The sequence below is a fragment of the Variovorax sp. GW823-FHT04B03 genome (genome assembly GCF_058796495.1).
This window is the reverse complement of the sequence record NZ_JBXAIT010000008.1, coordinates 270680-287769: the sequence shown is the minus strand read 5'-3', so window position 1 is coordinate 287769 and position 17090 is coordinate 270680. Positions and strand designations below refer to the sequence as shown.

Here is a 17090-nt window from a genome sequence, read left to right as displayed (position 1 = left end):
GCAGCGAAATCAAGGAGGAGGCCGAAGGCCGGGGGACATTCGCGGAGGGAAGTACCCGGTGGCCTGTGCACGCGCCCCGAACAACAGCCGTCAGCGCCGCAACAACGCCTGCCGCAGCAACCGCGCCGCCCGGTTGCGAATGCGCCCCTGCATCTCGCGCATGCTGGTGCGCGGCGCCACGCGGGCGGTGGCGCAGGCCCACAGGAAGTCGTGCAGGATCGGCGTGTCGTCCACCGTCTCGGTGCTGCCGTACTTGTGAAACTCGGGGTGCCACTGGGTCGCCGCGATGTAGCCGCGCCCCTTCTCGGGCCGGCGGCGAATCGCCTCGGGCACGCGGTCGGGCAGACTCCAGGCCTCGATCTCGAAGCCGGGCGCGAGCCCCTTGATGCCCTGGTGGTGGATGCTGTTGACGCGCGCCGTGCGCACCTCGGGGTACAGCTTCGCCAGGCGCGTGCCTTCGACGATCTCGATCTGATGGAAGTTCTGGTCGTAGGTCACCGGGTCGCGGTGGCGCACCGTCTCGGGGTGGCCGTGCTGCTCCTCGATGTCCTGGTAGAGCGTGCCGCCGAAGGCCACGTTGATCAGCTGCAGGCCCCGGCACACGCCGAAGATCGGCTTGCCGGCCTGCTCGAAGGCCTCGACCAGCGCGAGGTCGTACAGGTCGCGGATCTGGTCGCCGATCCACGCGTCTTTCAGGGGCTCCTCGCCGTAGCTGCCGGGCCAGACATCGGCGCCGCCGTGCATCACCACGCCGTCGAGCCACTCGGCGTAGTGCGACAGCTTGGTGTCGCCGCGCGCCGTCTCGCCCGTGGGGCAGGGCACCATCACCACCATCGCACCGGCCGACATGAGCCAGTGGGCGATCGATTGTTCGACGTACTGCAGCGTCTTGTTCGTGAAAAGCGAGCGGGCCGGGTCGGCGTGCGAGAAGCAGGCGGACAAGCCGATCTTGAGCCGGGCGGCGACAGGCTGAGACATGTCGATGGGTTCCCTGTGGACAAAGTTCATTGTGCGCCCATCGAACTTCGGTCGTGTGTCAGCCGAACCCCCGAAGTATGCTGTGCGGCGCATCAGGAGACACGCATGAAGACGATCAAGGGGCCGGGCATTTTCCTGGCCCAGTTCGCGGGCGACACGGCCCCGTTCCACTCGCTCGACGCCATCGCCGGATGGGCCGCGGGCCTCGGCTACAAGGGCGTGCAGATCCCCAGCTGGGACACGCGCCTCATCGACCTGAAGCGCGCCGCCGAGAGCAAGACCTACTGCGACGAGATCAAGGGCACGTTGGCGGGCCACGGCCTGGAGATCACCGAGCTCTCGACCCACCTGCAGGGCCAGCTGGTCGCGGTGCACCCAGCCTACGACGCGGGCTTCGACGGCTTTGCGGCGCCCGAGGTGCGCGGCAACCCCGTCGCGCGCCAGCAGTGGGCGGTACAGCAGCTGCACCATGCGGCCAAGGCCTCGGCCAACCTCGGGCTCACGGCGCACGCGACCTTCTCGGGTGCGCTGGCCTGGCCGTACCTGTATTCGTGGCCGCCGCGCCCGGCCGGCCTCATCGAGGAGGCCTTCGACGAACTGGCGCGCCGCTGGCGCCCGATCCTCGATGCCTTCGACGCCGTGGGCGTCGACGTGGGCTACGAGATCCACCCCGGCGAAGACCTGCACGACGGCGTGAGCTACGAGATGTTCCTGGAGCGCGTGGGCAACCACCCGCGCGCCTGCCTGCTGTACGACCCGAGCCACTTCGTGCTGCAGCAGCTCGACTACCTGGCCTACATCGACCACTACCACGAGCGCATCAAGCTCTTCCACGTGAAGGACGCCGAGTTCAACCCGACCGGCAAGCAGGGCGTGTACGGCGGCTTCCAGAGCTGGATCAACCGCGCCGGGCGCTTCCGTTCGCTGGGCGACGGGCAGGTCGACTTCAAGGCCATCTTCTCGAAGATGGCGCAGTACGACTTCCCGGGCTGGGCGGTGCTCGAATGGGAGTGCTGCATCAAGCACCCGGAAGACGGCGCGCGCGAAGGCGCCACCTTCATCCGCGACCACATCATCCGCGTGGCCGACCGCGCCTTCGACGACTTCGCGGCGGGTGGCGCCGATGTCGCGGCGAACCGGCGGATGCTGGGAATCGGCTAGCTGGTCGACCGAATCGCGTCGTCGAGTATTTCCAGGCCGCGATCGATTTCCTCCGGCTTCACGTTCAGCGGCGGCGCGATGCGCCACACCGCGGCCATGCCGCCGACGGCCACGATGTTCATGCTCAGGCCGCGCGCCATGCAGGCGTCGGTGATGGCCCGGCCGCGCTCGGCATCGGGTTCGCGGGTCTCGCGGTCTTTCACCAGTTCCACGCCCTGCAGCAGGCCGTGGCCGCGCACGTCGCCGATCACCTCGTGCCGCGCCTTCAGCGTGGCCAGGCCCCGGCTCAGCCGCTCGCCCATGGCGGCGGCGCGCTGGTTGAGCCCTTCTTCCTCGAGCACGTCGAGCACCGCCAGGCCGACCTCGGCCGGCAGCGGGTCGGACACGTGCGAGGTGACATGCACGAAGCCCTTCTCATGGCAATCTTGTTCGATCGCTTCGCTGGTGACCGTGGCACCGATCGCCAGGCCGCCGCCCAGCGTCTTCGAGACGGTGAGGAAGTCGGGCACCACGCCCGCCTGCTCGAACGCGAAGTTGCTGCCCAGGCGGCCGAAGGCGGTCTGCGCTTCGTCCAGGATGAGCAGCATGCCGCGCTCGCGGCACTTGGCTTGCAGCTTCGGGAAGTAGCCGGTGGGCGGCACGATCACGCCGCCCGAGCTCAGCACCGGCTCGGCAATGAAGGCCGCGAGCGAGCCGCTGGACTGCGCGTCGACCATGTCGAAGCCGACATCGAGGCAGGTGGTGTCGCAGGCATCGTGGCAATGGCGGATGGGGCAGCGGTAGCAGTTCGGCGCGGGGATCGACATGGTGCCGGGCTTGCGCGGCCCGTAGTCGACGTGGTGCCGGCCGGCGAAGGTGAGCGCGGCCATGCCGCCGTTCACGCCGTGCCAGCCGCCGTTCAGGCCCACGATCTCGTAGCGGCCGGTGGTCACGCGGGCCATGCGCGCGGCGGCCTCGTTGGCCTCGCCGCCGGTGGACAAAAACAGCGATTTCGACAGCGACGGCGGCAGCATCGCCGCCAGCCGCCCAGCCAGCACCGGCACGGCCGGCCCGACGAAGCCGCTGTACAGGTGCAGCGCGCCCTCGCAGGCCTTTTCGATCGCCGCGACGATGCGCGGGTGGTTGTGGCCGATGGTGGCGCACATCTGGCCCGAGGTGAAGTCGAGGATCTCGCGCCCGTTCTGGTCCCACAGCGTGGCGCCGCGCGCCTTCACGATGACATGCGGGCTCAGCCCCATGCCGTAGCGCACGAGGTGCTTGCTGACCACGGGGTCGTAGGTTGCGCCTTCGGCCATCGGATGCTCCTTGTTCGTCGGGGGAGCCCCAGCGTAGCCATCGGCCGCGAAATCCGGTGTCGTTGTGCGGGCCCGAAAACGAAGCCGATTGCGCGCACCTTGCGCCACACTGGCGGCACCATGAAAACCGGCACCCTCGATCGCATCGACCAGTGCATCCTGGCCGAACTGCAGGCCGACGCGGGCCTGCAGAACCAGACGCTGGCGGAGCGCGTGAACCTCTCGCCCTCGGCCTGCCTCAAGCGCGTGCAGCGGCTGCGACGCGCGGGCGTGATTCGCGAGGAGGTGGCCATCCTCGACGCTGCGCGCGTGGGGTTCCCGGTGCTGGTGATCTCGCGTGTGTCGCTGCGCAGCACCACGCGCGAGGCGATCGGGGCCTTCGAGCGCAAGGTGCATGCGCTGCCGCAGGTGCTGCAATGCCACTGCGTGGCCGGCGAGACCGACTTCGTGCTGGTGATCTGCGCGCGCTCGCTGCCCGACTACCAGGCCTTCGCGCAGGAGCAGCTGGGCGACGCGCTGGAACTGGAGAACTACTCAAGCGACATCGTGCTGTCGACCACCAAGTTCACGACGCGGTTGCCGCTGGACAGCGCCTGATCCCACGCGCTACAGCAGGCGCACCAGCCGCCGGATCGCGCCGTCGATCTGCGACTCGGCGATCAACCCGAAGCCGAAGGCCAGGCCGTTGGGCGCATCGGGCGCCTGCGGGTCGAGCGCGAAGCGCGACAGCGGCGGCAAGGTGATGCCGGCCGCCGCGGCGCGTTCGACCACCACATGGTCGCGTGCGCCGCCGTGCAGCCAGGCCGACAGGTGCAGGCCGGCATCGGACGGAATCGCCTCCAGCCGGCCCGCGCCGTGGCGCGCCAGCGCGTCGAGCAGGGCGCTGCGGCGCGCGCCGTACAGCTTGCGCATGCGGCGGATGTGGCGCGCCAGGTGTCCTTCGGCAATGAAGGCGGCGAGCGCCTCCTGCCCGAGCACCGGGCCGTGCCAGTCGGCCAGTTCGCGCGCCCGCACCAGCGCCGCGCGGGCCCAGGGCGGCGCCACCACGAAGCCCAGGCGCAGCGCGGGAAACAGGCTCTTGGAGAAGGTGCCGACGTAGAACACCGAGCCGGCGCGGTCGAGCGTCTGCAGCGCGTCGAGCGGGCGGCCGGCAAAGCGGAACTCGCTGTCGTAGTCGTCTTCGATGAGCACGGCGTTGCGCGCCCGCGCAAAGGCGAGCAGGGCGGCCCGGCGCGGCGGCGACATCGCCACGCCGGTGGGGAACTGGTGCGAGGGCGTGACGCAGACCACGCGCGCCTCGGGCGGGATGCGGTCCACGCACAGGCCTTCGTCGTCGGTCGGCACCGTGACCACCTTCGCGCCGGCGGCCAGCATGGCCTCGCGCAGCGAGGGATAGAACAGCTGCTCGACCGCCACCACCGTGCGCCCCGGCACCACCAGGATGCGCGCGAGCAGCCCGAAGGCCTGCTGCGCGCCGGCCGTGACCACGATGTCGTCGGCCGTGCAGCCGACCGCGCGCGTGAACGACACGTGCGCCGCGATCGCCTCGCGCAGCGCGCCCTGGCCCTGCGGGTCGGCGTAGTCGGCGGTCTGGCGCGCCACGCGGCGCAGCGCGCGGTCGGACAGGCGGCGCCAGATGTCGAACGGAAAGGCGCCGACGTCAGGCAGGCCGACGCGGAAGTCGTCGCGCGCGGCCCGCGGCTGCAGCGTGGGGGCGAGGTCGGCGCCGGGCACGTTCAGCGGCACCAGCCGCGGATCGCGCCGGGGCGCGGCGCCCGCCTCCTTGGGCGCGGCGCGGCCGCGCCGCAATGCCGGCAGCGTGTCGGCCACGTAGGTGCCGGAGCCCGGGCGCGCCAGCAGGTAGCCCTCGCTCAGCAGCAGGTCGTAGGCCGCCAGCATGGTGTTGCGCGACACGCCCAGCCGCTGCGCCAGCGCGCGCGTGGCGGGCAGGCGGGCGCCGGGCTGCAGCCGGCCGTCGAGGATGGCGTCGCGCAGCTGGCGGTGCAGCGCGCGCAGCAGGTCGCGCGAGCCGGCGACCGGCAGGCGCAGGGCAAGCTCGAAAAGTGGCTCCATGATCTTTGCCAATTGTGGTTCTTTTGAAGAGCCGCCTGCAATCCTATTCTGGAGGCCTTGGAACACCCACCCATGGAGTCCTTCACCATGCACACCGCTCCTGGAACCTCACAGCAGCAACCGCCCGCCGAACGCCTGCCCCTGGGCCTGGCCTGGCTCGCGCTGGGCGCCTTCGCCATCGGCACCGAGAGCTTCATGGTCGCCGGCCTGCTGCCGGTGCTGGCGGCCGACCTGCAGGTCAGCGCCGCGCAGGCCGGCCAGCTGGTGCTGCTGTTCGCGCTGAGCTATGCGATCGGCTCGCCGCTGATGGCCGCGCTGCTCGCGCGCTTCGGGCGCCGCCCGCTGCTCATCGGCAGCCTGGCGACCTTCGCCGGCCTCACGGCGGCGGCCTCGATGGCGCACGGCATCGCGCAGCTGGCCCTGGCGCGCGTCGCGCTCGGGCTGGTGGCGGGCGTGTTCCTGCCGACGGCCAGCGCGGTGGCGGCGGCGATGGTGTCGCCCGCGCTGCGCGGCCGGGCGCTGGCCATCGTGACCGGCGGCGGCACCGTGGCGGTGGCGCTCGGCGTGCCGCTGGGTGCCTGGATCGCGGGCTGGGGCGGCTGGCGCACGGCCTACCTGCTGATCGCCGCGGTGGCGGCGCTGGCCACCTGGGGCCTGTTCGTGGGGCTGCCGCGCACGCTGACGCAGGCCCCCACTGACGCGGCCCCGCGCACCTCGGCCTTCGCCGTGGCGCGCGAACCCGGCGTGGCGCCGGCGCTGCTGGCCACGGTGCTGTGGGCCACGGGCGGCTTCAGCTTCTACACCTACATCGCGCTGTTCCTCGGGCACACGCTGGGCTTCGGGGCCGAGGGCGTGGGCGCGGTGTTCTTCGCGATCGGCGTGGCCGCGGCGCTGGGCACCGCGACCGGCGGCTGGGCCACCGACCGTTTCGGCGCCGACCGCATGGCGCGGGGCTTCGCGCTCGCGCTGGTGGTGATCATGGGCGGGCTCTCGTTCGCCGCGCAGATGCTGCCGCGCGGGCTGGCGCTGCCGCTGATCGTGGGCCTGTCGGCGCTGTGGGGCTTCGCGGGCTGGGGCTTCGGCCCGGCGCAGGCGGTGCGGCTGATCCGGCTGACGCCCGAGCGCGCACCGATGACGCTGTCGCTCAACGCCTCGGCGGTCTACCTGGGCATCGCGGCGGGCTCGGGGCTGGGCGGCGCGACCATCGCGTGGTTCGGCGTGAGCGCGGTGGGCTGGGTGGGCGCCGCCGCCCAGCTGGCGGGGCTGGTGCTGCTGTGGCGCGCGGCGCGGCGGGCCCGGTCGGCGGCGCCTTCGGCGTCGACGGCGCCGGCCTGCGCCTGATCCTGCGGCGGGTTGCTATATTTTCAATAGCTACATTGATAGGATAGATGGCCCTTCGGGGCCTTTTTCATGCGGGCGTTGTTTTTAAGACAAGCAACTGTCATGCCCTGCAAGCTATAATGTCGGGTTCGTTTCGATACCACGACGAAGAATTTCGTCACCCCCGCCGGCCGATCTGCGTTGCCATCTGAATCCGGGATCCAGGATTCATCAGGCTTCTCGTTTCCAGCCCTCGGGCCACGCCGGCTTTCACAGTGTGTTGGAGCGCCAGACCGGGCGCCCATGAATGCCACCACTGCCTTCGTTCCTGTTGAAGCGAATCGCGCGTGCGGCGCGTCCGTTCTCACTAATTTTTCGGCATTGCGCGCCCCGCACCGGCACGCAGCGCCCCAGGCTTCATGGACACTTTCGCAACAGCATCGCGGTGGGCAGGTTTCTGCTTCCCGCACCGCAACGACAGATTCCTGGACGCCGGCTGACCCGCCGGCCGACTGAAACCAACACGCCCATCTTCATCTCCAACACACATCGAACGATTCAGAGGTAATCACACATGCCCAAGGAAGAACTGATCGAAATGAACGGCGCAGTGACCGAAGTCCTGCCCGACTCGCGCTACCGCGTCACGCTCGACAACGGCCACCAGCTGATCGCCTACAGCGGCGGCAAGATGCGCAAGCACCACATCCGCATCCTGGCCGGCGACAAGGTCTCGCTCGAGCTGTCGCCCTACGACCTGACCAAGGGCCGCATCACGTTCCGCCACCTGGAACGCCGCGGCCCCCCGCCGACCAACTCGGGCAACAACACGCCCCGCCGCTGAGCGACGCCCGGCCGGCCTTGCAGAGCGCCCTCCCGGAGGGGGCCCTGCAAGGCCTTTGTCTTTTCCGGGCCGTCACTTTTTTCCTCTTGCGTTTTCCTGTCTGTCTGTCTCCGGCTGCCGAACGATGAACTCCACCACCTCCCCAGCCGGCGGCCTCCAGGCCGAACCCCACGGCTTTGCCACGCTGGCGCTGTCGCCCCAGATGCTGGCCAACCTCACCCAGCTCGGCTACACGCAGATGACGGCCATCCAGGCCGCCGCGCTGCCGCCCGCCCTGCTGGGCAAGGACCTGATCGCCCAGGCCAAGACCGGCAGCGGCAAGACCGCCGCCTTCGCGCTGGCGCTGCTGTCCAACCTGAACCCGCGCCGCTTCGCCATCCAGGCGATGGTGCTGTGCCCCACGCGCGAGCTGGCCGACCAGGTCACGACCGAGATCCGCCGCCTGGCGCGCGCCGAAGAAAACATCAAAGTCGTCACGCTGTGCGGCGGCGTCGCGCTGCGCGGGCAGATCGCCAGCCTGGAGCACGGCGCGCACATCGTGGTGGGCACGCCGGGCCGCATCATGGACCACTTGGAGCGCGAGAACCTCGACCTCTCGGCGCTCAACACGCTGGTGCTCGACGAGGCCGACCGCATGCTCGACATGGGCTTCTTCGACGACATCGTGAAGGTGGCGCGCCAGTGCCCCAAGGAACGCCAGACGCTGCTGTTCTCGGCCACCTACCCCGAAGGCATCGCCAAGCTCGCGCAGCAGTTCATGAAGAACCCCGAGCAGATCACGGTGCAGGCCCAGCATGAAGGCAGCAAGATCCGCCAGCGCTGGTACCAGGTGAAAGACAGCGAGCGGCTGCACGCCGTGAGCCTGCTGCTCGACCATTTCCGTCCCGTGAGCACGCTGGCCTTCTGCAACACCAAGCAGCAGTGCCGCGACCTCGTCGACGTGCTGCAGGCGCAGGGCTTCAGCGCGATGGCGCTGTTCGGCGAGCTGGAGCAGCGCGAGCGCGACCAGGTGCTGGTGCAGTTCGCCAACCGCAGCTGCTCGGTGCTGGTGGCCACCGACGTGGCGGCGCGCGGCCTGGACATCGCGCAGCTCGAAGCCGTGATCAACGTCGACGTGACGCCCGACTCCGAAATCCACATCCACCGCGTGGGCCGCACCGGCCGCGTGGGCCAGCAGGGCGGCTCGGAAGGCCTGGCGCTGAACCTGGCCAGCATGAACGAGATGGGCTTCGTAGGAAAGATCGAGCTGCTGCAGGGCCGCGAGTCCGAATGGCACCCGCTCGCCGAGCTCACGCCCGCCAAGAGCGCACCGCTCACGCCGCCCATGGCCACGCTGCAGATCGTGGGCGGGCGCAAGGAAAAGATCCGCGCCGGCGACGTGCTGGGCGCGCTGACCGGCGACTGCGGCTACACCAAGGACCAGGTCGGCAAGATCAACGTCAACGAGTTCTCGACCTATGTCGCGGTGGACCGCGGCATTGCCGAAGAAGCCGCCCGCAAGCTCGGCAACGGCCGCGTGAAGGGCAAGAGCGTCAAGGTGCGCCTGCTGACACCGCAGTCCACCTGACATCCCTCCCATGCTCCTGTTTGGGCGCTTGGCAGACGAAATCTGCCGATGTGGCCTAATCGGGGGTCGAACATCTTTTTTATCCGAGCTTTCCATGCCCAAGAAAATCCGTACCGAAGCCGACCGTCTTGCCAGCCCGAAGCCGACGCCCATGCCCGGCTACACCGTGCCGCGCAACGGTGGCGGCCAGAAGATCAGCCTCGAGCGCGGCACCGCCACGCGCAGCAAGAAGAACCCGGGCAAGCGCCCGAGCAAGGGCGGCTGATCCAGCCCCCGCGGCTCTTTCTTCGGAGCCACGACGAACGCGCCCCCGGGCGCGTTTTGTCATTGGGGCCTGCCCTGCATCCCGCGCCGCCATGTCCGACGACAACCAGATCTACATCCCGCCCTCGTTCTTCGCGGTCTACAGCGACGCGCGCCAGCGCCTGCGCGAGCCGATCGACGTGGTGCGCGCGCGCTACGAGATCTGCGAAGACCTCGCCGGCCACCTCGTGGGCCATGCGCAGATCCAGCACCACACCGAGGTGCCGGTCGAAAGCGAGATCCTGCGGCGCATCCACGCCGGGCTGGCCACGCCCGAATCGGGCGTGTCGGTGCCCGAGGCCGGCTGGATCGTGCAGCGGCTGGCCGAGCTGCTGGGGTGGGAAGCGCCCGAGATCGCCGAGCCGGCGGGCGACTAGCCTGCGCGCAGCTCACCGCGCCGCGAACCGCTCCAGCAGGAAGTCGACAAAGGCGCGCGTCTTCGCCGCCAGGTGACGCGACGGGTACACGGCGTACACCGGCGTGCGGTCGGCCTCCCAGTCGGCGAGCACGGCTTCGAGCCGGCCCGCTGCCAGCTCCGGTTCGACATAGATGCGTGGCACCAGGCTCAGGCCGAAGCCGGCGAGCAGCGCGTCGCGCACGGCGATGCTGGAGCTGACCTTGTAGCGCCCGTCGATGGGCACCGCCACGCTGCGCCCGGCGCGGCGGAAGGTCCATTTGTTCGCGTGGCCCGACAGGGTGAACTGCACGCACTCGTGGGCCTTCAGGTCTTCGGGCGCGGCGGGCCGGCCGTGGGCCGCGAAGTAGCCGGGCGCGCCGCACAGCACGTGGGTCATGGTCATGAGCTCGCGCGCGACCAGGCTCGAATCTTCCAGCCGGTCGCTGCCGCGGATCGCGAGGTCATAGCCCTCGCCGATCAGGTCGATGCGGGTGTCCTGCAGGTTCAGCTCCAGCCGCAGGTTCGGGTGGCGCGCCATGAAGGCGGGGATGTGCGGCGAGATGCAGGTCAGCGCGAAGGTCAGCGGCGCGCTCACGCGCAGCACGCCGCCCGGGCTCGCGCCCACGGGCGCCAGCGCGGCGTCGGCCTCGTCCAGGTCGTCGAGGATGCGCGCGAGCCGCTCCACGTAGGCCGCGCCGGCCTCGGTGAGGCTCATGCTGCGCGTGGTGCGGTTGATCAGCCGCACCTTCAGGTGCGCCTCCAGCTCGGCGATGTTCTTGCTGACGGCCGCGGCCGACAGCCCCAGCTGCCGCGCGGCGCCCGCGAAGCTGCCCGCCGCGGCGGTGGTACGAAAGACCTTGAGGGCGGTGAGATGGTCCATGGGCCGGCGCTCGATTGACGACTGCTGGTAAAGAATCAATTCATTATTCGAGCATTCACAACCACAGGTCAACGGCCTAGATTCGAGCCATGACCTCCCGCACCACCGACCTCCTGCTCACCGCGATCGCGCCCGCGGTCTGGGGCAGCACCTACATCGTGACCACCGAGCTGCTGCCGGCGAACTACCCGCTGACGGTGGCGCTGCTGCGCGCGCTGCCGGCGGGCCTGCTGCTGATGCTCATCGTGCGCCAGCTGCCGCCCCGGGCGTGGTGGGGGCGCATCCTGCTGCTGGGCGCGCTGAATTTCTCGGTGCTGTGGGCGATGCTGTTCCTGGCCGCCTACCGGCTGCCGGGCGGCGTGGCGGCCACCATCACCTCGGTGCAGCCGCTGTTCGTGGTGTTCCTCGCCGGCCTGCTGCTGGGCGCGCCGGTGCGCGCGCTGTCGGTGGCGGCGGCCGTGATCGGCATGGGCGGGGTGGCGCTGCTGGTGCTCACGCCGAATGCCACGCTCGACGCGCTGGGCATCGCCGCGGCGCTCGCGGCGGCGGTGTCGATGGCCTTCGGCACGGTGCTCAGCCGCCGCTGGCAGCCGCCGGTGTCGGCGCTGACCTTCACGGCCTGGCAGCTGACGGCCGGCGGCCTGCTGCTGTTGCCGGTGGCGCTGTGGCTGGAGCCGCCGCTGCCCGCGCTCACGGCGACGAACTGGGTGGGCTTCGCCTGGCTCGGCCTGGTCGGCGCCGCGCTCACCTACATCGTGTGGTTCCGCGGCGTGGCCCGGCTGGAGCCCTCGGCGATCGCGCCGCTGGCCTTCCTGAGCCCGGTGACGGCGGTGATCCTGGGCTGGGCCTTGCTGGGCCAGAGCCTCTCGGGCTGGCAGATGGCGGGCATCGGCATCGTGATCGCGAGCATCTGGCTGAGCCAGCAGGCGCAGCGCGGTGCGCAGCCGGTGGCGGCGGCGCAGCCCGCACCCAGTCGTTGAGGTTTCAGGCCACCGGGGCGGCGCGGCGCAGCAGGCTCAGGTAGCCGGGCTGCACTTCCATGCGCGCGGTCGCGCCCTGGCGCTGCAGCAGGCGGTGCGCCTTCGGCAGCGCCCAGCAGGGCAGGTTAGTGAACATGTGGTGCTCGCAGTGGTAGTTGACCCAGTAGGGCGCCACGAAGATGCGTTCGAGCCAGCCGGCGTGCGTGGTGCGCGCCTGGCGCAGCGGGTCGGCCTCGTTCTGCGCCACCAGCGCATGCTCGGCGATGTTGCGCACGCGGCTCACGAGCGGCAGCCAGGTCGCCATCGGCAGCAGCCACATCGCCACCCAGGCCCACCCGTAGCCAGCCACGGCGAAGGCCAGCAGGCCCAGGCCGTTGCCGATGAGAAAACGCCTGTCCTTCGCCAGTTCGCGCCCGAACACGCGCAGCGCCGATTCGCCCGGCGCACGCTGGCGCAGGGCGTCGGCGATGTGGCCGAAGCGCTGCTTGTAGAAGGTCTGGCCGCTGAGGTCGCGCACGACCTTGCGCCACATCGAGTCGCGCGAGATCGGGAAGGGCGCCGACAGCACGAGGTCCGGGTCTTCGGTCTGCTGCACGAAGCGGTGGTGCTGCAGGTGATACGGCCGGTAGTCGCGCAGCGTGGGCGAGCACAGCCAGTAGCCGACCCAGTCGTTGACCTTGCGGTTGCGGTGCAGCCCCGCGTGCGCGGCGTCGTGCATGAGGATGAACAGGCCCAGCTGGCGCGTGCCGACGATCGGCACCATGAGCGGAATCGTCCACGGCCACACGATGCCCACGAGCATCGCGGCGCCGATCACGCCCCAGCAGTGCGCCACCAGCCACAGGCCTCGCCAGGACGAGCGCGCGGTGAGCGATTGCCACTCGTCGGGGGTGAAGAAGTCTTCGGGTCGAGCGCGGGGTGCAGCGGCCATCGGGCCAGTATGCGGCGAAGGCGCCGGCAGATCACGCGTAGTTCCCCGGTGTGGGCGGGGGCAGGCGAGGCCCTTCGGCCTACTTGTCGATGATTTTCCGGGCGAAGACTTCGAGGTAGTCCATGAGCCGCTCGGCGCCCGCGATGGCCGCGGCCTCGTCGCCGGTGGCGATGCCCTGCGCCAGTTCGAGGTGCGCGTTGGCGCCCTCGACGATCTCGCCCTCGTGCTGGTAGGCGTACCAGAAGCGCCGGCACTGCACGATCAGCGGCACCACCGCCTTCACCGCCGAGTCGTTGTGGCTCGCCTGGTGGGTGACGAGGTCGAGCGCGCGGTCGGCCTGCATGTAGTCGTTCAGGTCGCCGCGACCCGCGGCTTCGACCATGGCCTCGGCGCAGCGCACGATGGCCTGGCGCTGCGGCGCGGTGGCGCGGCGCGCGGCGCAGGCCGCGATCAGCTGTTCGAGCACGCGGCGGGTCTGGATCACATCGAGGTGGTCGGCCAGGTCGATGGTCGACACCAGCAGGCCGCGGCGCGGCTGCTGCACGATGAGGCCGATCGACACCATGCGCATCAGCGCCTCGCGCACCGGCGTGCGGCCCAGGCCCGTGCGCTCGGCCAGCTCGGCCTCGACGATCTGGCTGCCGGGCTCCAGCTGCATGGTGGACAGCAGCGCCTCGATGGCGTCGTAGGCCAGGTCGGCCGCGCGGCGCTTGGGCGGGGGTCGGGGAGCGGTCTTCGGGGCGGCCATGGTGGGAATGTGGATGTGCTCGTGCGTGTACAGATGCGGGGCCGTCATTGTCGGGCGTCGCCGGGCGCTGCGAGCCCGACCAGTGTCTCGATGCGCACCGGCACCAGCGGCGGGCGTGGCGCGGGCGGCGTCCAGCCGAACAGGAACTGCGCCGCGTAGCCGCAGACGCGCCCCTGGCAGGCGCCCATGCCGCAGCGGCGGTGCAGCTTGGCATCGGTCCAGCCGGTGCAGGCCGAGAGTGCGGCAAAGGGCACGTCCTCGCAGCGGCACACGAGCGTGTCGGGGCGGGGCAGGGCCTTGAGGTCGTCGGCCAGCGCGAAGCGGCGGTGCAGCTGGGCGGCGAAGGCGTCCCAGCGGGCGCGTTCGCGGTCGTGAGTGCGGGCCTTCGCGGTCTCGCCGACGGCCGCGTGGCCGGCGATGGTGCCCTGCACCAGCGCGCGCTCGCTGCCGCCGAAGCCGGTGCATTCGCCGGCCGCGTAGATGCCCGCGACGTTCGTGGCCTGCAGTGCGTCGACCGTGAGCCCCGGCCCCACCAGCGCGCAGCCGAGCAGCTGGCCCAGCTGCGTGTTGGGCGTGAGGCCGAAGCCGCAGGCGATGCGGTCGCAGGCCATCTCGACCTCGCGGCTGCCTTGGCGCAGCCGCACCGATTCGACCTGCGTCGTGCCCTGCGCGGAGACGATGCGCGACGCGGTGCGGTAGTTCGCATCGGCCAGCGTGAGCGCCTGCACGGCCTTGCCGGGCCACCGCACGAGGCTGGCACCGAAGGCCGCGACCGAGGCGAACGAGGCCTGCTCGGCAATGCGCAGCACCTGCGCGCCCGCTGCCTTGGCGGTGGCTGCGGCGGCCAGCAGCAAGGGCCCGCTGCCGGCGATGACGATGCGCTCGCCCTCGACCGGCAGGCCGGCCTTGATCAGCGCCTGCAGGCCGCCCGCGCCCGTCACACCGGGCAGCGTCCAACCGGGGAAGGGCAGCAGCAGCTCGCGGGCGCCGGTGCACAGGATGAGCTTTGTCCATCGCATGCGCGTCGCGCCCTCGGCGTCTTCGAGCAGCAGTTCATGCGAGGCAGGCGCAGCAACCACACGCGCGCCGCTGCGCACACGCAGGTTCGCGTGGCGTGCGAGCGCCTCGCGCCAGCGGCGTGCCTCCGGGGGCAGCGACGCGCCGGGGCCGTCACGCCAGATCTGACCGCCGGGCGCGGGGTTGTCGTCGATCACCACGACCGACGCTCCGCTGGACGCCGCCGCCACGGCCGCGGCCATGCCTGCGGGGCCCGCGCCGACGACCAGCACATCGCACGCGTCGAGCGCCACGCCGCTCATGCCGTCGTCTCCACGCGCATGCCTTCAGTGCACACGGTCTGGCAGGCGAGGCGTCGCCGCCCGTCGATCTGCACGCGGCATTCCTGGCACACGCCCATGCCGCAGAACGGCGCGCGCGGCTGGCCCGTGACCGAGGTGCGCGCCGCGCCCATGCCGCCGGCAACGCGCAGCGCGGCGGCGACCGAGCTACCCGCCTTCACGCGCACGGGCTGTCCGTCGATGTGCAGCAAGGTTTGAGCGCTCATGCCCGCTCCCGCAGGCCGCGCGGCGCATACGGCGCGGCGTCGAAATCGGGCGCCGTGCCGGTCATCAGCGCTGCGAGCACGTGCGCGCTGCCCGGCGCCGTGGTCACGCCCAGCCCTTCGTGGCCGACCGCGAGCCAGAGCTTCTCGCGCCACGGGTGCCTGCCCAGCAGCGGCAGGCCGTCGGGCGAGGCGGCGCGCAGGCCGGTCCACGCGCGCACGGCGTTCAGGCCGGCGAGCCCCGGCAGGTAGTCGAGCGTGCGCTGCAGCATGCGCGCGAGCATCGGCGCCTCCACGGCCAGGTCGGTCGTGTCGAACTGGCGCGACGAGCCGACCAGCAGCTGCCCCGTGGGCCGCGGCTGCACGTTGAAGGCGACCGAGTCGCCGTCGCTGTGGTGCGCGCTGGTCACGTAGCCAAGCTCGACGAGCTGGTGGCGCACCGTGCCCGGGTAGCGGTCGGTAATGAGCAGGTGGCCCTTCTTCGGGCGGATCGGCAGCTCGGGGCACAGCGTCGTCGCCTCGATGCCGTTGGCGAGCACGACCTGCGGCGCGGTGCGGCGGCTGCCATCGGACAGGCGCAGCGTGCCGTCGTCTTCGATGGCCTCGACCTTCGCGTGCTCGACCTGCACCAACGCGGCGTGCTGCGCGAGCAGCCAGCGTGCCGCGTTCGGCGCATAGAGGATGCCGTCGCCCGGCACTTCGAGCGCGCCCGACAGGCCGGGGCGCAACGCGGGCTCGGCGCGTGCGAGTTCGGCCGCATTCAGCAGTCGGCTCTCGATGCCGAGCGCGCCCAGCCGCAGCTGCTTGCGTTCGGCCTCGGCCATTTCCTCGTCGTTCGCCGCGATCCAGAGCGTGCCGCAGGGGCTGTAGGCGCAGTCAGCGCCCAGGCGCGGCGCGAGAGCGCGCCATTGCGCGACCGAGTGGCGGCTGAGCTCGAGTTCGGCCGCGTTGTCGTCCATCACTACGAGGTGGCCCATGCCCGCGCCGGTGGCACCGCCCAGGCGCGCGTCGAGCACGTGCACGCGGCGCCCGGCCTGCGCCAGCGCATGGGCACACGCCGCGCCGACGATGCCGGCGCCGATGACGATGACGTCCGCGTCCATGCGCCCCGGGGTCAGAGGCGGATGCCCCAGCCGAAGGGGTCGTTGTCGTCGATGAGCAGCGTGGCCTCGGCGCTGATGTGCGCGCGGCCGCGCAGCGTGGGAATGACCTGGTCGCCGTCCATCGCGTAGCTCGCCTCGAAGACGCTGCCGATCACGCTGGCCTGCCGCCACACCGCGCCCGGCGCGAGCTTGCCGTCGGCGGCGAGGCAGGCGATCTTGGCGCTGGTGCCGGTGCCGCAGGGCGAGCGGTCGTAGGCGTTGCCGGGGCACAGCACGAAGTTGCGGCTGTCCGCGCCTTGGTCATCGCTTGCGAAGAGTTCGATGTGATCGATCTCCGCGCCGTCCGCGCCTGTGATGCCCTGCGCTGCGAGCGCGCGGCGCAAGGCGGCGGTGTAGTCGGTCAGCGCCGCGAGGTTGTCGCTCGCCACGCGCTGGCCGTGTTCGCTCACCAGGAAGAACCAGTTGCCGCCCCAGGCCACGTCGCCGCGCACGACGCCATGGCCCGGCAGCTCGACCGCCACCTGATGCAGGTGCCGGTACGCCGGCACATTGCGCACGCTCACCGAGCCGTCGGCATGCAGCGTGGTCGTGACCGTGCCGACCGGCGTCTCGATGCGGTGCTCGCCCACGCCGATGCGCCCCATGTGCGCGAGGCTCGCGACCAGCCCGATGGTGCCGTGGCCGCACATGCCCAGGTAGCCGGCGTTGTTGAAGAAGATCACGCCTGCGGCGGCATCGGGCGACACCGGCTCGCACAGCAGCGCGCCGACGACGACGTCGCTGCCGCGCGGCTCGAGCACGGCCGCTGCGCGCCACTTGTCATGTTGATCGGCCAGCAGCGTGCGGCGCTCGGCCATGGAGCCCTTTCCCAGATCGGGAAAGCCGCCGATCACAAGGCGCGTGGGCTCGCCGCCCGTGTGCGAGTCGATGACCTGGATGCGTTGCATGG

General features: G+C 71.1%; 18 protein-coding genes. 8 read left to right on the top strand and 10 right to left on the bottom strand.

Annotation, left to right across the window (positions count from 1 at the left end; all coding sequences use genetic code 11):
* Positions 1-90 precede the first annotated feature (90 nt).
* The gene (locus tag AC1RAD_RS30350; protein ID WP_062480404.1) at positions 91-978 is read right to left on the bottom strand and encodes a gamma-glutamyl-gamma-aminobutyrate hydrolase family protein; all 888 of its coding nucleotides are present in this window, start codon (positions 976-978) and stop codon (positions 91-93) included.
* Between the two features lie 105 nt (positions 979-1083).
* On the opposite strand from AC1RAD_RS30350, the gene AC1RAD_RS30345 reads away from it, so the two are divergent.
* Complete coding sequence (locus AC1RAD_RS30345) at positions 1084-2139, top strand: sugar phosphate isomerase/epimerase family protein (protein ID WP_307695276.1); 1056 nt, start codon at positions 1084-1086, stop codon at positions 2137-2139.
* Here AC1RAD_RS30345 and AC1RAD_RS30340 read toward each other — a convergent pair.
* Complete coding sequence (locus tag AC1RAD_RS30340; protein ID WP_492738824.1) at positions 2136-3434, bottom strand: aspartate aminotransferase family protein; 1299 nt, start codon at positions 3432-3434, stop codon at positions 2136-2138. The two genes, AC1RAD_RS30345 and AC1RAD_RS30340, sit on opposite strands and share 4 nt — an antisense overlap.
* A 120-nt stretch (positions 3435-3554) precedes the next feature.
* Between AC1RAD_RS30340 and AC1RAD_RS30335 the strand changes: the two genes are divergently transcribed.
* Positions 3555-4031 (top strand): Lrp/AsnC family transcriptional regulator, encoded by a 477-nt coding sequence (locus tag AC1RAD_RS30335; protein ID WP_159274176.1) that lies wholly within the window; start codon positions 3555-3557, stop codon positions 4029-4031.
* A gap of 9 nt (positions 4032-4040) precedes the next feature.
* Here AC1RAD_RS30335 and pdxR read toward each other — a convergent pair whose 3' ends face one another.
* Positions 4041-5507 carry a MocR-like pyridoxine biosynthesis transcription factor PdxR gene (gene pdxR / locus AC1RAD_RS30330; protein ID WP_492738822.1) on the bottom strand — a complete coding sequence of 489 codons (1467 nt, stop codon included), beginning with the start codon at positions 5505-5507 and terminating at the stop codon, positions 4041-4043.
* 87 nt (positions 5508-5594) lie between these two features.
* Between pdxR and AC1RAD_RS30325 the strand changes: the two genes are divergently transcribed.
* The 5 genes from AC1RAD_RS30325 (at position 5595) to AC1RAD_RS30305 (ending at position 9918) form a co-directional block, all read left to right on the top strand.
* Positions 5595-6848 carry an MFS transporter gene (locus AC1RAD_RS30325; RefSeq protein ID WP_492738820.1) on the top strand — a complete coding sequence of 418 codons (1254 nt, stop codon included), beginning with the start codon at positions 5595-5597 and terminating at the stop codon, positions 6846-6848.
* Positions 6849-7401: 553 nt separating this feature from the next.
* Entirely contained in the window at positions 7402-7671 is a 270-nt protein-coding gene (infA, locus tag AC1RAD_RS30320; RefSeq protein WP_062482563.1) for a translation initiation factor IF-1, read from the top strand.
* A gap of 124 nt (positions 7672-7795) precedes the next feature.
* The gene (gene dbpA, locus AC1RAD_RS30315; RefSeq protein ID WP_492738818.1) at positions 7796-9238 is read left to right on the top strand and encodes an ATP-dependent RNA helicase DbpA; all 1443 of its coding nucleotides are present in this window, start codon (positions 7796-7798) and stop codon (positions 9236-9238) included.
* Between the two features lie 94 nt (positions 9239-9332).
* The gene (locus tag AC1RAD_RS30310) at positions 9333-9503 is read left to right on the top strand and encodes a hypothetical protein (RefSeq protein WP_167395080.1); all 171 of its coding nucleotides are present in this window, start codon (positions 9333-9335) and stop codon (positions 9501-9503) included.
* A 91-nt stretch (positions 9504-9594) separates the two neighbouring features.
* Positions 9595-9918 carry a hypothetical protein gene (locus AC1RAD_RS30305; protein ID WP_095747332.1) on the top strand — a complete coding sequence of 108 codons (324 nt, stop codon included), beginning with the start codon at positions 9595-9597 and terminating at the stop codon, positions 9916-9918.
* Between the two features lie 12 nt (positions 9919-9930).
* Here the strand turns inward: AC1RAD_RS30305 and AC1RAD_RS30300 are convergent, their stop codons facing one another.
* A complete protein-coding gene (locus tag AC1RAD_RS30300) occupies positions 9931-10818 on the bottom strand; it encodes a LysR family transcriptional regulator (RefSeq protein ID WP_492738816.1) in 888 nt (295 codons plus the stop codon).
* 89 nt (positions 10819-10907) lie between these two features.
* Here AC1RAD_RS30300 and AC1RAD_RS30295 point away from each other — a divergent pair, with 89 nt between their 5' ends.
* The gene (locus tag AC1RAD_RS30295) at positions 10908-11798 is read left to right on the top strand and encodes an EamA family transporter (RefSeq protein ID WP_492738814.1); all 891 of its coding nucleotides are present in this window, start codon (positions 10908-10910) and stop codon (positions 11796-11798) included.
* Positions 11799-11802: 4 nt separating this feature from the next.
* Here the strand turns inward: AC1RAD_RS30295 and AC1RAD_RS30290 are convergent, their stop codons facing one another.
* From AC1RAD_RS30290 to AC1RAD_RS30265, 6 genes are all read right to left on the bottom strand, one after another.
* On the bottom strand, positions 11803-12729 hold the full coding sequence (locus AC1RAD_RS30290) for a fatty acid desaturase family protein (protein ID WP_492738812.1): 927 nt from the start codon (positions 12727-12729) through the stop codon (positions 11803-11805).
* Positions 12730-12808: 79 nt separating this feature from the next.
* Positions 12809-13525, bottom strand: coding sequence for a GntR family transcriptional regulator (locus tag AC1RAD_RS30285; RefSeq protein WP_370682128.1), 717 nt, complete (start codon positions 13523-13525; stop codon positions 12809-12811).
* Positions 13522-14796 carry an FAD-dependent oxidoreductase gene (locus AC1RAD_RS30280; RefSeq protein ID WP_492738810.1) on the bottom strand — a complete coding sequence of 425 codons (1275 nt, stop codon included), beginning with the start codon at positions 14794-14796 and terminating at the stop codon, positions 13522-13524. The genes AC1RAD_RS30285 and AC1RAD_RS30280 overlap by 4 nt, the downstream gene beginning before the upstream one ends.
* Positions 14793-15041 carry a (2Fe-2S)-binding protein gene (locus AC1RAD_RS30275; RefSeq protein ID WP_492698488.1) on the bottom strand — a complete coding sequence of 83 codons (249 nt, stop codon included), beginning with the start codon at positions 15039-15041 and terminating at the stop codon, positions 14793-14795. The genes AC1RAD_RS30280 and AC1RAD_RS30275 overlap by 4 nt, the downstream gene beginning before the upstream one ends.
* Positions 15038-16141: an NAD(P)/FAD-dependent oxidoreductase gene (locus AC1RAD_RS30270; RefSeq protein ID WP_492698490.1), complete on the bottom strand. Its 1104-nt coding sequence runs from the start codon at positions 16139-16141 to the stop codon at positions 15038-15040. Before AC1RAD_RS30270 ends, AC1RAD_RS30275 begins: the two co-directional genes overlap by 4 nt.
* Before the next feature lie 11 nt (positions 16142-16152).
* Positions 16153-17088, bottom strand: a complete 936-nt coding sequence (locus AC1RAD_RS30265) for a 4-hydroxyproline epimerase (RefSeq protein WP_492698492.1) — start codon at positions 17086-17088, stop codon at positions 16153-16155.
* Positions 17089-17090: the final 2 nt, after the last annotated feature.

What these genes read in the sequence shown, in the direction of transcription:
- AC1RAD_RS30350 (WP_062480404.1), bottom strand. Translation starts at nt 978, where the DNA reads ATGTCTCAGCCTGTCGCCGCCCGGCTCAAGATCGGCTTGTCCGCCTGC.
- AC1RAD_RS30345 (WP_307695276.1), top strand. Translation starts at nt 1,084, where the DNA reads ATGAAGACGATCAAGGGGCCGGGCATTTTCCTGGCCCAGTTCGCGGGC.
- AC1RAD_RS30340 (WP_492738824.1), bottom strand. Translation starts at nt 3,434, where the DNA reads ATGGCCGAAGGCGCAACCTACGACCCCGTGGTCAGCAAGCACCTCGTG.
- AC1RAD_RS30335 (WP_159274176.1), top strand. Translation starts at nt 3,555, where the DNA reads ATGAAAACCGGCACCCTCGATCGCATCGACCAGTGCATCCTGGCCGAA.
- pdxR (WP_492738822.1), bottom strand. Translation starts at nt 5,507, where the DNA reads ATGGAGCCACTTTTCGAGCTTGCCCTGCGCCTGCCGGTCGCCGGCTCG.
- AC1RAD_RS30325 (WP_492738820.1), top strand. Translation starts at nt 5,595, where the DNA reads ATGCACACCGCTCCTGGAACCTCACAGCAGCAACCGCCCGCCGAACGC.
- infA (WP_062482563.1), top strand. Translation starts at nt 7,402, where the DNA reads ATGCCCAAGGAAGAACTGATCGAAATGAACGGCGCAGTGACCGAAGTC.
- dbpA (WP_492738818.1), top strand. Translation starts at nt 7,796, where the DNA reads ATGAACTCCACCACCTCCCCAGCCGGCGGCCTCCAGGCCGAACCCCAC.
- AC1RAD_RS30310 (WP_167395080.1), top strand. Translation starts at nt 9,333, where the DNA reads ATGCCCAAGAAAATCCGTACCGAAGCCGACCGTCTTGCCAGCCCGAAG.
- AC1RAD_RS30305 (WP_095747332.1), top strand. Translation starts at nt 9,595, where the DNA reads ATGTCCGACGACAACCAGATCTACATCCCGCCCTCGTTCTTCGCGGTC.
- AC1RAD_RS30300 (WP_492738816.1), bottom strand. Translation starts at nt 10,818, where the DNA reads ATGGACCATCTCACCGCCCTCAAGGTCTTTCGTACCACCGCCGCGGCG.
- AC1RAD_RS30295 (WP_492738814.1), top strand. Translation starts at nt 10,908, where the DNA reads ATGACCTCCCGCACCACCGACCTCCTGCTCACCGCGATCGCGCCCGCG.
- AC1RAD_RS30290 (WP_492738812.1), bottom strand. Translation starts at nt 12,729, where the DNA reads ATGGCCGCTGCACCCCGCGCTCGACCCGAAGACTTCTTCACCCCCGAC.
- AC1RAD_RS30285 (WP_370682128.1), bottom strand. Translation starts at nt 13,525, where the DNA reads ATGACGGCCCCGCATCTGTACACGCACGAGCACATCCACATTCCCACC.
- AC1RAD_RS30280 (WP_492738810.1), bottom strand. Translation starts at nt 14,796, where the DNA reads ATGAGCGGCGTGGCGCTCGACGCGTGCGATGTGCTGGTCGTCGGCGCG.
- AC1RAD_RS30275 (WP_492698488.1), bottom strand. Translation starts at nt 15,041, where the DNA reads ATGAGCGCTCAAACCTTGCTGCACATCGACGGACAGCCCGTGCGCGTG.
- AC1RAD_RS30270 (WP_492698490.1), bottom strand. Translation starts at nt 16,141, where the DNA reads ATGGACGCGGACGTCATCGTCATCGGCGCCGGCATCGTCGGCGCGGCG.
- AC1RAD_RS30265 (WP_492698492.1), bottom strand. Translation starts at nt 17,088, where the DNA reads ATGCAACGCATCCAGGTCATCGACTCGCACACGGGCGGCGAGCCCACG.